Raw genomic sequence first — 12,985 nt, 5'->3', positions numbered from 1 at the left:
GGTGGATGCTGGTGACCGTATCGGCGGGACTGCTGCTGATCGCGGTGGACATGACCGTCCTGTACACCGCTCTGCCGACGCTGACCGAAGAACTGTCGGCCGATGCCTCCCAGAAGCTGTGGATCATCAACGCCTACCCCCTGGTGATGGCCGGGCTGCTGCTGGGGGCCGGCACCCTGGGCGACCGCATCGGCCACAAGCGGATGTTCCTGATCGGCCTGGTCCTGTTCGGCACGGCCTCCGTCCTGGCCGCCTTCGCGCCCAACGCCGCGGTCCTGATCGGCGCCCGCGCCTTCCTGGCGGTCGGCGCCGCCGCGATGATGCCCGCCACCCTCTCCCTCATCCGCATCACCTTCGAGGACGAGCGCGAACGCGGCATCGCCATCGGCGTGTGGGGCACCATGTCCGTCTTCGGCATGGCGCTCGGCCCGATCGTGGGCGGGCTGCTGCTGGAGCACTTCTGGTGGGGCTCGGTCTTCCTGATCAACGTCCCCGTGGTGCTGATCGCCCTGGTGGCCGCCGCCTTCCTCGCCCCGGGCGGCTCCGGCAACCCGGACAAGCCCTGGGACCTGCTCGCCTCCACCCAGATCATGGTCGGTCTGGTCGGCGTCGTGTACGCGATCAAGGAGATCACCAAGCCGGCCCCGCAGCCCCTGCACGTCGTGCTCGCCCTGCTGGCCGCCGCCGTCGGCTTCCTGCTCTTCGTCCGCCGCCAGCGCGGCATGGCGCACCCGCTGATCGACTTCACCCTGCTGCGCGACCCGCGCATCATGGCCGGCATCGCGGCGGCCGGTCTGGCGATGTTCGCGGACGCCGGGATCCAGCTGGTGCTCACCCAGCGCCTCCAGCTCGTCCTCGGCCTGACCCCGCTGGAGGCCGGGGTGCTGGTGGCGGCCCTGGCCGTGGGCGCGCTGCCCGCCGGCATCATCGGCGGCGCCGTGCTGCACCGCGTCGGCACCCGCCCGCTGATCGCCGGCGGACTGCTCCTGACCGGCGTCGGGGCCCTGCTCACCCTCGCCCTGACCCCCGAGATGGTGCCGTTCCTGTCCCTGCACCCGGACCACTCGGCCTGGATCACGCCGGGTCTGGTGGTGGTGGGCGCCGGGTCGGGTCTGGCGATGACCGCCGCCTCGGCCGCCATCATCGGCAACGCCCCCGCACACCGGGCCGGTATGGCCGCCTCGGTCGAGGAGGTCTCCTACGAGTTGGGCTCGCTGTCCGGCGTCGCGATCCTGGGCAGCATGCTCAGCGCGCTGTACACCGCGACCGTACGGCTGCCCGCCGACGCCCCGGACTCGGCGCGGGAGGGCCTGGACCAGGCCATCGCCGCCGCCGGTGAACTCCCGGACGGCACCACGGCCGGCGCGCTGCTGTCGGCGGCCCACCGGGCTTTCGACCATGGCTATACGGCGACCCTGCTCATCGCTACGGTGGTCCTGGTGGGCGGCGCCGCCCTCACCGCCCGGCTGCTGTCCCGGCCCGCCCCGACCCTCAGCACCACCGAGATACTCGACGGCGAACTCGCCGGAACGACCGGGCACCTGGTCACGAAGGGGGACCCCGCGGAGTGAGCCTCAGTCTCCTCCTGCTCACGGCCACCGCCCTGAGCGCCGCGGTGCTGCTGCCGCGCGCGCTGACCCGTGCCGCCTGGCCGGGCCGGGAACCGGTGGTGGCCCTGTGGGTGTGGCAATGCCTGGTCGGCACCGTGCTGTTGTGCTGTCTGGCGGCGCTGCTGCTGGGCGCGGCGGCCGTGTTCGAGACCGTACGGGCGCAGGTGTTCGCCCCCGCGCCCGAGGCCGTCACCGCCGCGTACGACCTGCACGAGGTCTCCACCTGGACGGCCGCCCTGACCCTGCTGCTGGCCTGCGGCGCGGCCTGGACCGCCGCCATGCTGGCCCGCGAGATCACCGACGCCTACCGGCGACGGGCGGTGCGCCGCGCCCGGCTGCGCGAGCGCGCCCCCGATCTGCCGGCCGAACTGCTGCCCGCCGCGCCCGGTCCGCTGCTGGTGCTGGAGGACGAGTACCCGGACGCCTGGTGGCTGCCCGGCACCGGCCAGCTGGTGATCACGACGGGGGCGCTGCGGCGGCTCACCGGGCGGCGGCTCGACGCCGTGCTCGCCCATGAACGCGGTCACGCCAGGGCCCGGCACGACTGGCTGCTCCAGTTGTCCAGTGCCCTGGCGACCGGCTTCCCGCGGGTTCCGCTGTTCGCGCACTTCTGCGAGCAGACCCACCGGCTGGTCGAACTCGCCGCCGACGACACCGCCTCACGCCGCTGCGGACATCTCGACACGGCGCTGGCCCTGATCGAGCTGAACGAGCACCGGGGCGTTCTGTCCTGCGCCTCCAGCCGGCGGCAGCTCGGCGATCGGGTGGCACGGCTGCTCGAACCGCCCGTACGGCTGACCCCCGCACGGCGTCGTACGGCCGCCACGGCGGCGGCCCTCGCGCCCTTACTGCCGCTGCTGATCACCTTCGGCCCGGGCCTGTTCGCCCTGGCCACGCTGCAATGACGCGCTGCTGAAGCGTTTTTGCGCCGAAATGATCATGCGACGCATTAACAATCCTTTACCTGGCGAGACCGCAACCTCCAAGCCCTTCCGAGCGATAGGCACGGCAACGCACCACAACGCACCACTTCTCGCCACAAGGAGCATCATGTCCAACCCCCTCCAGCGCCGTGTGACCAAGGCCGCGATCGTCCTCGCGGCGGCCGCTCCCCTCGTCGGCGCCGCCGGCCAGGCCAGCGCCCTGGGGCTGCCCACCAACGGGGAACTGAACGGGATCACCAACCTGGACCCGGCCACCCTGGGCAACACGGTCGAGGGCGTCACCAAGACCGCGGGCGGGCTGACCGGCGAGGAGAACCGTACGCTCCCGGCCCTCGGCGAGACCGCCAACACCGCCATCCAGGGCACCGTCCCGGCCGCCCAGCAGGTCGTCGGCGAGCTGGCCGCCGAGGTCGCCACCGAGGGCGCCGGCGCGCTCGGCAAGACCCTCACCTCCGCCGCCCCGGTCAACCCCACCTCCGCCACCCAGCTGCTCGGCGGCCTGCCCATCGGCTGACCCGGCTCCCGACACACACCTGAGCCCCCGGGGTATCTCCCGCCCCGGGGGCTCACGGCTGTGCTCACAGCCCGGTGCGGCCGCCGAGCGTCAGCTCGATCTCGCTGCCCGCCCGGCGGACCTCCCGGATCACCCAGGTACGGCCGTCGATCTCGGTGCCGGCGCCGGTGGTGTGCGCCTGGACCATGAGCGCGGGACCCATCGGATCACCGGTGCGCAGCTCCGCCTCGGCGGCCACCCCGTCGGAGAACCGCAGCACCAGGTCGAGCGGCCACGGGAGCGCCGCGAAGGCCCGGGTGTCGGGGAGCCCCTGGACGCGGCAGCGCGCGCCGGGGAAGAGGTGGGTGTGGCCGCACACGGCCAAGAAGGCATCCGGCTGGGACATGAGGGCTCCCCGGAAGGCGTGGTGACGGTAGGCCCTGGGCAGTCTGGCGGCCCCGGCACGCGCGCGCGGTGTCCCACCGCCGCGCGGCTCCCACCGTCACCCGGTCAGAGCCGCGCCCTCCGGCCGGGGGGACCCCCACGGCTGTCCCAGACGCCGCACTGCCTCCGCGACTCTCTCATCCGTTGCGGTGAAGGCGACCCGCACGAAGTGTTCGCCCGGCTCTCCGTAGAACGCGCCGGGGGCCACCAGGATCCCGTCCTTGGCCAGGCCCGCCACCGTCTCCCAGCACGGCTCGTCCCGCGTCGCCCACAGGTACAGCGACGCCTCGCTGTGCTCGATCCGGAAGCCGCGCCCCTCCAGCGCCGTCCGCAGCGCCGAGCGCCGCGCCGCGTACCGCTCACGCTGGACGGCCACATGCGCGTCGTCCCCCAGCGCCACCGCCATCGCGGCCTGCACCGGGGCCGGCAGCATCATCCCGCCGTGCTTGCGGATCTGGAGCAGCTCGCCCAGCACCGTGGCGTCCCCGGCCAGGAACGCCGCCCGGTAGCCGGCCAGGTTGGAGCGCTTGGACAGCGAGTGCACCGCGATCAGCCCGTCCACCGGGCCGCCGCACACCGCCGGGTCGAGCACGGAGACCGGCTCGGCCTCCCAGCCCAGTTCCAGGTAGCACTCGTCGCTCAGCAGCAGGATCCCGTGCTCGCGCGCCCAGGCCACCGCCGCCCGCAGCTCGTCCACGCCCAGCACCCGGCCGCTCGGGTTCCCCGGGGAGTTCAGCCAGACCAGCTTCAGACCGGCCGGATCCAGCTCGGTGACGGACCCGGTGTAGGGCACCGGTTCGGCGCCGGCCAGCCGGGCGCCCACCTCGTAGGTGGGGTACGCGGGCTGCGGGTACGCCACCTTGTCGCCCGGGCCGAGCCCCAGCTGGGTCGGCAGCCAGGCCACCAGCTCCTTGGAGCCGACCACCGGCAGCACGTTGGCATGGTCCAGGCCGGCCGCCTTCGTCCGGCGGGCCAGCCAGCCGAGGATGGCCTCGCGCAGCGCCGTGGTGCCCCACACCGTGGGGTAGCCGGGGCTGTCGGCGGCGGCCGTCAGCGCCTCCCTGACCAGCTCCGGCACCGGGTCCACCGGGGTGCCGACCGACAGGTCGACGATGCCGCCGGGGTGCGCGGCGGCGGTGGCCTTGTACGGCTCCAGGCTGTCCCAGGGGAAGGCGGGCAGCCGGGCGAAGAGGGACGGCACGGGGTGGCTCACTTTCTGGGAGAACGCGACGGTCCCGCACGGCTGGTACTGCCGCGCGGGACCGGACGTCAGGTGTACGAGTTGTACGACGGCTCGTTCACCGTCTCACTCGTCGTGCTCCTGCGGGGGCAGCGCGGCGATGAAGGGGTGGTCGCGCTCGATGAGCCCCAGCTTGCTGGCGCCACCGGGCGAACCCAGCTCGTCGAAGAACTCCACGTTGGCCTTGTAGAAGTCCTTCCACTCCTCCGGGGTGTCGTCCTCGTAGAAGATCGCCTCGACGGGGCACACCGGCTCGCAGGCACCGCAGTCGACGCACTCATCCGGGTGGATGTACAAGGAACGCTGGCCCTCGTAAATGCAGTCGACCGGGCATTCCTCGATGCATGCCTTGTCCTTCAGGTCGACACACGGCTGCGCGATGACGTAGGTCACGCTGTCAGTCCTCCTCGGTAAGGGGCGGCAATCAGCCGCTGGGCGCGCGGGAGCGCGGCGTCGTCGATGCTCACCCTCTAGTATCGCGGGTCGAACGGACAAGAAGTAATCCGAGGGGCGGACAAGACGGTGGAGTTCACCATGGGCGGACGCCTTGAGGTCCGCATCACCCCGGATGACGTGGGAAAACGCGTCTCTGTTCGGACGATCGCCGCCCAGGGTGACGGAACGGCCCGATTCACCGACACCGTGGGAGTACTGACCTCCTGGACCGGGGGCGTGCTGAGCATCACACGGCGGAACGGGGAGATGATCCGGCACGAAGAGGCCACCGTGGTGGCCGGAAAGACCGTCCCCGCCGCCCCCGCGCGACGCCGGGGCACTCCCGCGGCGGGTGTGGCGGAGCTGGTCGCCGTCGCCGGGCGCGGCTGGCCGGGGGTGGAGACGGAGCGGATCGGTGACTGGCGGCTGAACGCCGCGGCCGGGTGGACGGCGCGCGCCAACTCGGCGTACCGGGTCGGCCCCGGGGCACCGGAGGTGGACCGGATCCGGGAGTGGTACGCGGCGCGCGGGCTGCCCGCCCGGCTCCAGGTGACGACGGGCGCGGGCGACAGCGACGAACTGCTGGACGCCGCGCTGGAGCGGGCCGGCTGGCGGGCGGAGAGGTTCGCCCTGCTGCGGGTGGCGCCGCTGGCCCCGCTGGCGGACCGGGAGCCGGACCCACGGGTGCGGGTGCACCGGGAGCTGTCCGACGCCTGGCTGGCGGGCTATCCCCGGCACCGGGAGGCCCCGGACACGGTGCGGGAGGTGCTGACCGGCGGCCCGTCGGTGTGGTTCGCCACAGTGCCGGGGGCCGCGGTGGCGCGGTGCGTGGTGGACGGCCGCTGGGCCGGGTTCGCGGCGGTGGAGGTGGCCGCCGCCCACCGGCGGCGGGGGCTGGCGACGGCACTGATGGCCGAGCTGGCCCGTACGGCGCTGGTGGAGGGTGCGAGCGCGGCGTATCTCCAGGTGGAGACCGGCAACAGCGCGGCCCGCGCGGTGTATGACCGGCTCGGCTTCACGGATCACCATCACTACCACTACCGCACGGCGCCCTGAGGGGCGACGGCCGCGACCCGGTTCCGCGCGCGGTGGACGCCGGGGCACCCGGGGCGGCACGGTCGTCAACGCCGCACCGCCCCGGGCTACGGCACCCGCACGGCCGTACCGCCACAGTCTGGGGCGTCCGCATATCGGTGCCGGGTCCGGCAGGTTGCTGACGTGTTAAGCCAACGGTAGCTATTTTTCAGCACATTTCCGAAAGATGAAAGCGCAGTCAAGGGGACGGCCCTGCCCATCTGCATAAAGATGATCCCCCGAATTATCATCATAGGTTTATACCATTGCTTTCTCTTGACGAGCCCATGTCGACCTTGCGACAGTCCCGCTCTACACGCGTATTGATTCCGGGCGGGGGGAAGTCATGTGATGGCGGGTCAGTCGAAGGCTGCCGTTGCCGCTGCCGAATCCGAGCTGACCGGGCGCTCCCCGGGACAGCTGATGTGGCGCCGTTTCCGCCGCGACAAGGTCGGGGTCGCCTCCGCCTGCGTCGTCCTGCTCTTCTTCGCGATCGGACTGCTGGCACCGGTCATCTCCTGGCTCTACGGCAAGGACCCGTACACCCGTTACGGCCAGATCGATCCGACCCTGCTCAATGAGTACGGCTATCCGGTCAAGCCCAATGGCGGTATCGACGGCGAGTTCTGGTTCGGACTCGAACCCCTCATGGGCCGCGACGTTCTCACCCAGCTCGTGTACGGCATCCGCACCTCGCTGTTCATCGCGCTGGCCGTCACCGTCCTGGCCACCGTCACCGCGATCGTGCTGGGCATCGCCGCCGGATATCTCGGCGGCAAGTGGGACTACGCCATCAGCCGGCTCATCGATCTGCTGATGGCCTTTCCCAACCAGCTGTTCTTCGTCGCCTTCCTCCCCATCGTCACCAGCCTGTTCGTCGACCCGCGGCAGGAAACCCCCACCTACATACGGGTGGTGTCGGTGGTCGTGGTGCTGTGGATCCTCGGCTGGATGACCCTCGCCCGCATTCTGCGCGGGGCCACCCTCTCCCTGCGCGACCGGGAGTTCGTCGAGGCCGCCAAGGTCTCCGGCGCCTCCCCCTGGCGCATCATCCGCAAGGAACTGCTGCCCAACGTGGTCTCCCCGACCCTGGTGCAGACGACCTACATGCTGCCCAGCTTCGTCACCACCGCCGCCGCGCTCTCCTACCTCGGGGTCGGGATGACCGAACCCACCCCCGACTGGGGCCGGATGTTCGCCACCGGTGCCCGGGTCTACAAGAGCGACATCACCTACATGTTCTTCCCCGGCATCGCGATGGTGATCTTCGTGGTCGCCTTCAACCTGCTCGGGGACTCCGTCCGGGACGCCTTCGACCCGAAGTCCGACCGCTGACCCAGTGAGGTGCGACCACAGCCATGACCATCTCGACGCGACGCAGATCCATACCCGGGCGGGGCACCGTGGCCGCCTCCCTCGCCCTGGCCGGTGCCCTGGTCCTCAGCGCGTGCAGCAGCGGCGGCGGGGGCGGCGCGGACAACGGGGACGGCGGCAAGGACCCCGGCCCCGAGACCCTCCAGACCATCGAGTTCGCCGACGCGGCCGGGTCGACGGGACCGGCCGAGGAGGTACCGGGCGCGCAGCCCGGCGGCACCATCCGGGTCCTCCAGGAGACCTCCCCCGACCACCTCGACCCGGCGCAGGTCTACGTCGCGCACGAGATGACCATCGCCCGGCTGCTGCACCGCGGCCTGACGACCACCCGGCTGCACAACGACGGCACGTACGCGGTGGTCGGCGACCTCGCCACCGACGCGGGCACCGTCGCCGACGAGGGCCGCACCTGGACGTACACCCTCAAGGACGACATCTACTTCAACGACGGCAGCCCGATCACCTCCGCCGACATCCGGCACACCTTCGAGCGCCAGTTCGCGGACTTCATCACGCAGGGCCCGACGTTCATCCAGTCCTGGCTGGCCGACGCCGAGGGTGCCGCCTACCGCGAGCTGCTGCCCGGCGGCCCGTACGAGGGCGACCACCTGCCGGACACCGTGCTGGAGACCCCGGACGAGAAGACCATCGTCTTCCACTTCGCCCAGCCGCAGAACGACCTGCCGTACGCGCTGACCCAGCCCGGCTACTTCGCCGTCTCGCTGGAGGGCGACACCCAGGAGCGGTACGACCAGGACCCGCTGACCTCCGGCCCGTACCAGATCGAGGACTTCCGCCCCGGGCGCTCCATGACGCTCACCCGCAACGAGCACTGGGTGCCGGAGACCGACGCCGCGCGCAACGCCTACCCGGACCGGTACGAGATCACCTTCGGCCACAGCCAGGACGACTCGACCGGCCGTCTTGTCGCGGACAACGGCGACAACCAGTACGCCATCAGCTTCAACAACGGCATCGACGCCGGCTCTGCCGAGGTCGTCCAGGACCCGGCCGTCCAGGAGCGGCTGGTCAGCGGCTACCAGGTGTTCGTGGCCTCCCTCGTCATCAACCAGGAGACGGTGCCCGACAAGCGCGTCCGCGAGGCCATCGCGCACGCCGTGCCGCTCAACGGGGTGCTCAACGCGTACGGCGGCGCCATCGGCGGCGACTACGCGGGCGGCTTCATCTCCCCGCTGCTGCCCGGCTACGAGGAGGGCTACGACCCGTACGGCAAGCTCGCCCTGCCGCAGGGCGACACCGAGCGGGCCAGGGAACTGCTGGAGGAGGCCGACGCGGTCGGCTACGAGCTGAACTACCTGCACCACGTGGCCCCCGAGGACCAGCAGGCGGCGGTGGCCATCGCCGACGCCCTGGAGACGGCCGGCTTCGACGTCAACCGCAGCGAGGTCCCCACCGAGCAGTACTACGACACCATCGGCCAGGTCGACAACGGCTACGACATCTACCGCAGCAACTGGGGCCATGACTGGCTGTCGGCCGCCACGGTGATCCCGGCGCAGTACGACGGCCGCACCATCCAGGACGGCGCGTCCAACTACAGCCACATCAACCAGGACTACATCAACGAGGAGATCGACCGGATCCTCCTGCTGTCGGACGCCGAGGAGGCGGCCACCGCCTGGTTCGCGCTCCAGAAGCGGATTCTGGAGGAGGACCTGCCGGGCGTCCCCCTCTTCTACTACAAGCAGAACATCCTGCACGGGTCGCAGATCGGCGGCGCGGTCTTCAACAACGACTTCAGCACCGTCGACATGCACCGCCTGTTCGTCATCCAGGACTGACCCGCGACGCGATCGGCCGCCGGCGGCCGGGGGCGCCCACCCACCCGGGTGCGCGCCCCCGGTCGCCGGCCCCGGCGCCGGCTGTCACCGAAAGCTGCCTACCAGATGCTCCGATTCCTCTTCCGGCGCTCGCTGGGTGCCGTCGCCATCCTGCTGATCATCAGCGCCGTCACCTTCTTCCTCTTCTACGCGATCCCCCGCAACCCCGCGCTGCTGGCCTGCGGCAAGGTCTGCACCCCCGACCAGCTGGCCATCGTGGAGCGGAACCTGGGCATCGACCAGCCCGTGCCCGTGCAGTACTGGGAGTACATGGTCGGCATCTTCGCCGGCCGTGACTTCGCCGCCGGCCCTTGCCCCGCACCCTGCCTCGGCTTCTCCTTCGCCGACAACCGCCCCGTCCTGGACACCATCCTGGACCGGCTGCCCACCACCGTCTCGCTCACCCTGGGCGGCGCGGTCGTCTTCCTGGTGCTGGGCCTGGGCCTGGGCATGCTGGCCGCCTGGCGGCGCGGCACGCTGCTGGACAAGGTGATGAGCTCCACCTCGCTGGTGCTCTCCTCGATGCAGATCTACTTCCTGGGCCCCCTCGCCCTGGCGCTGTTCGTCTACCAGACGCAGCTGCTGCCGCAGCCCCAGTACGTGCCCCTCACCGAGGACCCGCTCGGCTGGCTGAAGGGGCTGCTGCTGCCCTGGCTGGTGCTGTCCACCATCTTCACCGCGAACTACACCCGCATGGCGCGCGCCACCCTCATCGAACAGCTCCAGGAGGAACACGTGCGCACCGCGCGGGCCAAGGGCATGTCCCGGCCCACCGTGTTCTTCCGGTACGCGTGGCGCGGCTCGCTGATCCCCATCGTCACGATCATCGGCGTGGACATGGGCTCGCTGTTCGGCGGCGCGATGGTCACCGAGTACACGTTCGCGCTCCCCGGTCTTGGCCGGCTCGCCGTCGACTCGGTCACCAAGTCCAACCTCCCCATGCTGATGGGGGTGATGCTGTTCGCCGCCCTCATGATCGTCGTCTTCAACATCATCGTCGACGCCGCCTACGCCCTCATCGACCCGCGCGTGCGGCTGTCCTAGGAGCCGGGAGCCATCCGTGAGCTATCTGTCGGTACGCGATCTGCGCGTGCACTTCGGCACCGAGGACGGCGTGGTCAAGGCCGTGGACGGGCTCTCCTTCGAGCTGGAGCGCGGCCGGACGCTGGGCATCGTCGGCGAGTCGGGATCCGGCAAGTCGGTCGCCAACCAGGCGATCCTGGGGCTGCACAACCCGCGCACCACCACCATCGGCGGCGAGATCGAACTGGACGGGCAGGAGCTGACCGGCGCCGGGGAACGGCAGTTGCAGCAGCTGCGCGGCAACAAGGCCGCGATGATCTTCCAGGACCCGCTCACCGCGCTCTCCCCCTACTACACGATCGGCCGGCAGATCGCCGAGCCGTTCCGCAAACACCGGGGCGCCGGCAAGCGCGAGGCGCGCGAGCGGGCCATCGAGATGCTCGGCAAGGTCGGCATCCCGCACCCGCAGCGGCGGGTGGACGACTACCCGCACCAGTTCTCCGGCGGCATGCGGCAGCGCGCGATGATCGCGATGGCGCTGGTGTGCGACCCCGATCTGCTGATCGCGGACGAGCCGACCACCGCGCTGGATGTCACCGTCCAGGCGCAGATCCTGGATCTGCTGCTCGACCTCCAGCAGGAGTTCGGCTCCGCGATCATCCTGATCACCCACGACCTGGGGGTGGTCTCGCAGGTCAGCGACGACGTCCTGGTGATGTACGCGGGCCGGGCCGTGGAGCGCGGCACCGTGCGGGAGGTCCTGCGGCGGCCCCAGCACCCGTACACCTGGGGGCTGCTGGGCTCCATGCCGCGCCTCGGCGGCGACACCGAGCAGGAGCTGCTGCCGATCCCCGGCTCCCCGCCCTCCCTGCTCAGCCCCCCGGACGGCTGCCCGTTCGCGCCGCGCTGCGCCCACCGCGACGCGGTGACGCCCGCCGAACGCTGCACGGGCGAACGGCCCGCGCTGCCCGCCGGGCGCGGGGCGGCCTGCCACCTGGACGACGGGCAGCGGCGCACGCTGTTCGACGCACGCGTACGACCCCGCCTGGAAGGACAGAGCCGATGAGCGCGGAAACCGGCGCCCCCCTGATGACGGTCGAGGGGCTGACCAAGCACTTCCCGGTCAAGGGCGGCTTCCCCTTCCGCCGCACCGTCGGCGCGGTCCGGGCGGTGGACGGCCTCGACTTCACCGTGCACGCGGGCGAGAGCTTCGGCCTGGTCGGCGAGTCGGGCTGCGGCAAGTCCACCACCGGGCGGCTGCTGGCGCGGCTGCTGGACCCGACGGCGGGCACCATCACCTACCGGGGCCGGGACATCACCCGGGCCGGACGGCGCGCGATGGCGCCGGTGCGCTCCGAGATCCAGATGATCTTCCAGGACCCGTACTCCTCGCTGAACCCCCGGCAGACGGTGGGCACCATCATCGGCGGACCGATGGAGATCAACGGCCTGGTGCCTCCCGGCGGGCGGGAGGCACGGGTACGGGAGCTGCTGGAGACGGTCGGCCTCAACCCCGAGCACTACAACCGCTTCCCGCACGAGTTCTCCGGCGGGCAGCGGCAGCGCATCGGGGTGGCCAGGGCCCTGGCCCTGGAGCCGAAGCTGATCATCGCGGACGAGCCGGTCTCCGCCCTGGACGTGTCCATCCAGGCGCAGGTGGTGAATCTGCTGCGCCGGGTGCAGCGCGAGCTGGGCATCGCGTTCCTGTTCATCGCGCACGACCTGGCCGTGGTGCGGCACTTCTCGCAGCGGGTGGCGGTGATGTACCTGGGCCGGATCGTGGAGGTCGGTGACCGGGAGGCGATCTACGAGCGCCCACGTCATCCGTACACGCACGCCCTGCTGTCGGCTGTACCCGAGGTGGACCTGTCGGACGAGGAGCCGGCCGCCGCGGGGGCGGCCCCGGCCGGACGGGGGCGGCGGGAGCGCATCCGGCTGGCGGGGGACGTCCCCTCCCCGGCCAGCCCGCCCTCGGGCTGCCGCTTCCGTACCCGCTGCTGGAAGGCGCGGGAGCTGTGCGCCGCCGAGGAGCCCCCGCTGGTGCGGATCGAGGGCAACGGGCCGGGCCATCTGACCGCCTGCCACTACCCGGAAGAAGGGTCCACCGTTGCCAGGGAGCACGACATCGTGATGCGCGAGCCGTCGTGAGACGGGGGCGTGCGCCCCTCTTCTGCTCCTGTGCACCGAGTCATGCCGCCTGACTGATCGTTATGATCCGTTGCGCACGATGGGTAGGAATTCCTCTGGGCAACCCCGGCTCAGGGGCCGCTCCCCCTGCCCGGAACCGGTCACGACATGGAGGTGATCCCGGTGGCGCTCTCCGTCTCCGCAGTGCTGCTCTTCGCGATCATTGTCTTCTTGCTGATCAAGAAGGCAGGTCTCAAAGGCATCCACGCCCTGGTGTGTGTGCTGTTCGGCTTCTATCTCGCCAGCTCGAACATCGCACCGACCATCAATGATGTGACCTCCAGCGTGGCCGGAATGATCAGCAATCTCTCCTTCTGACC

Annotated in this window: 13 protein-coding genes; 10 read left to right on the top strand and 3 right to left on the bottom strand. The window is 71.2% G+C overall.

The window, feature by feature from the left end; translation table 11 throughout:
• Window positions 1–5: 5 nt before the first annotated feature.
• From ACTFAP_RS19390 to ACTFAP_RS19380, 3 genes are all read left to right on the top strand, one after another.
• The gene (locus ACTFAP_RS19390) at window positions 6–1,571 is read left to right on the top strand and encodes an MFS transporter (RefSeq protein ID WP_495684978.1); all 1,566 of its coding nucleotides are present in this window, start codon (window positions 6–8) and stop codon (window positions 1,569–1,571) included.
• Window positions 1,568–2,515 (top strand): M48 family metalloprotease, encoded by a 948-nt coding sequence (locus tag ACTFAP_RS19385; protein ID WP_495681706.1) that lies wholly within the window; start codon window positions 1,568–1,570, stop codon window positions 2,513–2,515. Before ACTFAP_RS19390 ends, ACTFAP_RS19385 begins: the two co-directional genes overlap by 4 nt.
• A 145-nt stretch (window positions 2,516–2,660) precedes the next feature.
• Window positions 2,661–3,068 (top strand): hypothetical protein, encoded by a 408-nt coding sequence (locus ACTFAP_RS19380; RefSeq protein WP_019434884.1) that lies wholly within the window; start codon window positions 2,661–2,663, stop codon window positions 3,066–3,068.
• A 64-nt stretch (window positions 3,069–3,132) separates the two neighbouring features.
• Here the strand turns inward: ACTFAP_RS19380 and ACTFAP_RS19375 are convergent, their stop codons facing one another.
• From ACTFAP_RS19375 to fdxA, 3 genes are all read right to left on the bottom strand, one after another.
• The gene (locus ACTFAP_RS19375; protein ID WP_495681705.1) at window positions 3,133–3,453 is read right to left on the bottom strand and encodes a hypothetical protein; all 321 of its coding nucleotides are present in this window, start codon (window positions 3,451–3,453) and stop codon (window positions 3,133–3,135) included.
• A gap of 96 nt (window positions 3,454–3,549) precedes the next feature.
• Window positions 3,550–4,692, bottom strand: coding sequence for a succinyldiaminopimelate transaminase (dapC, locus tag ACTFAP_RS19370; protein ID WP_495681704.1), 1,143 nt, complete (start codon window positions 4,690–4,692; stop codon window positions 3,550–3,552).
• Window positions 4,693–4,797: 105 nt separating this feature from the next.
• On the bottom strand, window positions 4,798–5,124 hold the full coding sequence (fdxA, locus tag ACTFAP_RS19365; RefSeq protein WP_019434882.1) for a ferredoxin: 327 nt from the start codon (window positions 5,122–5,124) through the stop codon (window positions 4,798–4,800).
• A 129-nt stretch (window positions 5,125–5,253) separates the two neighbouring features.
• Between fdxA and ACTFAP_RS19360 the strand changes: the two genes are divergently transcribed.
• The 7 genes from ACTFAP_RS19360 to ACTFAP_RS19330 all read left to right on the top strand — a co-directional run bounded on the left by ACTFAP_RS19360 (window position 5,254) and on the right by ACTFAP_RS19330 (window position 12,983).
• Window positions 5,254–6,222 (top strand): GNAT family N-acetyltransferase, encoded by a 969-nt coding sequence (locus ACTFAP_RS19360; protein ID WP_500466969.1) that lies wholly within the window; start codon window positions 5,254–5,256, stop codon window positions 6,220–6,222.
• 369 nt (window positions 6,223–6,591) lie between these two features.
• Entirely contained in the window at window positions 6,592–7,575 is a 984-nt protein-coding gene (locus ACTFAP_RS19355; RefSeq protein ID WP_500466968.1) for an ABC transporter permease, read from the top strand.
• 23 nt (window positions 7,576–7,598) lie between these two features.
• Window positions 7,599–9,416, top strand: a complete 1,818-nt coding sequence (locus tag ACTFAP_RS19350) for an ABC transporter substrate-binding protein (protein WP_495681702.1) — start codon at window positions 7,599–7,601, stop codon at window positions 9,414–9,416.
• Between the two features lie 105 nt (window positions 9,417–9,521).
• Window positions 9,522–10,499, top strand: coding sequence for an ABC transporter permease (locus ACTFAP_RS19345; protein WP_030737391.1), 978 nt, complete (start codon window positions 9,522–9,524; stop codon window positions 10,497–10,499).
• A 16-nt stretch (window positions 10,500–10,515) separates the two neighbouring features.
• Window positions 10,516–11,544: an ABC transporter ATP-binding protein gene (locus ACTFAP_RS19340; RefSeq protein ID WP_390117375.1), complete on the top strand. Its 1,029-nt coding sequence runs from the start codon at window positions 10,516–10,518 to the stop codon at window positions 11,542–11,544.
• Window positions 11,541–12,626 carry an oligopeptide/dipeptide ABC transporter ATP-binding protein gene (locus ACTFAP_RS19335; RefSeq protein ID WP_495681701.1) on the top strand — a complete coding sequence of 362 codons (1,086 nt, stop codon included), beginning with the start codon at window positions 11,541–11,543 and terminating at the stop codon, window positions 12,624–12,626. The genes ACTFAP_RS19340 and ACTFAP_RS19335 overlap by 4 nt, the downstream gene beginning before the upstream one ends.
• A gap of 162 nt (window positions 12,627–12,788) precedes the next feature.
• Window positions 12,789–12,983: a hypothetical protein gene (locus tag ACTFAP_RS19330; protein ID WP_026047610.1), complete on the top strand. Its 195-nt coding sequence runs from the start codon at window positions 12,789–12,791 to the stop codon at window positions 12,981–12,983.
• Window positions 12,984–12,985 lie beyond the last annotated feature (2 nt).

The sequence above is a fragment of the Streptomyces sp. PH9007 genome (assembly GCF_059813725.1).
Note: the sequence above shows the minus strand (reverse complement) of the source record. Positions and strands in the feature narration are given on the sequence as shown.

Excerpts from the sequence above, each read along its gene's own strand:
- ACTFAP_RS19350 (WP_495681702.1), top strand. The coding sequence starts at position 7,599 with ATGACCATCTCGACGCGACGCAGATCCATACCCGGGCGGGGCACCGTG.
- ACTFAP_RS19355 (WP_500466968.1), top strand. The coding sequence starts at position 6,592 with ATGGCGGGTCAGTCGAAGGCTGCCGTTGCCGCTGCCGAATCCGAGCTG.
- ACTFAP_RS19345 (WP_030737391.1), top strand. The coding sequence starts at position 9,522 with ATGCTCCGATTCCTCTTCCGGCGCTCGCTGGGTGCCGTCGCCATCCTG.
- ACTFAP_RS19335 (WP_495681701.1), top strand. The coding sequence starts at position 11,541 with ATGAGCGCGGAAACCGGCGCCCCCCTGATGACGGTCGAGGGGCTGACC.
- ACTFAP_RS19390 (WP_495684978.1), top strand. The coding sequence starts at position 6 with ATGCTGGTGACCGTATCGGCGGGACTGCTGCTGATCGCGGTGGACATG.
- ACTFAP_RS19380 (WP_019434884.1), top strand. The coding sequence starts at position 2,661 with ATGTCCAACCCCCTCCAGCGCCGTGTGACCAAGGCCGCGATCGTCCTC.
- ACTFAP_RS19375 (WP_495681705.1), bottom strand. The coding sequence starts at position 3,453 with ATGTCCCAGCCGGATGCCTTCTTGGCCGTGTGCGGCCACACCCACCTC.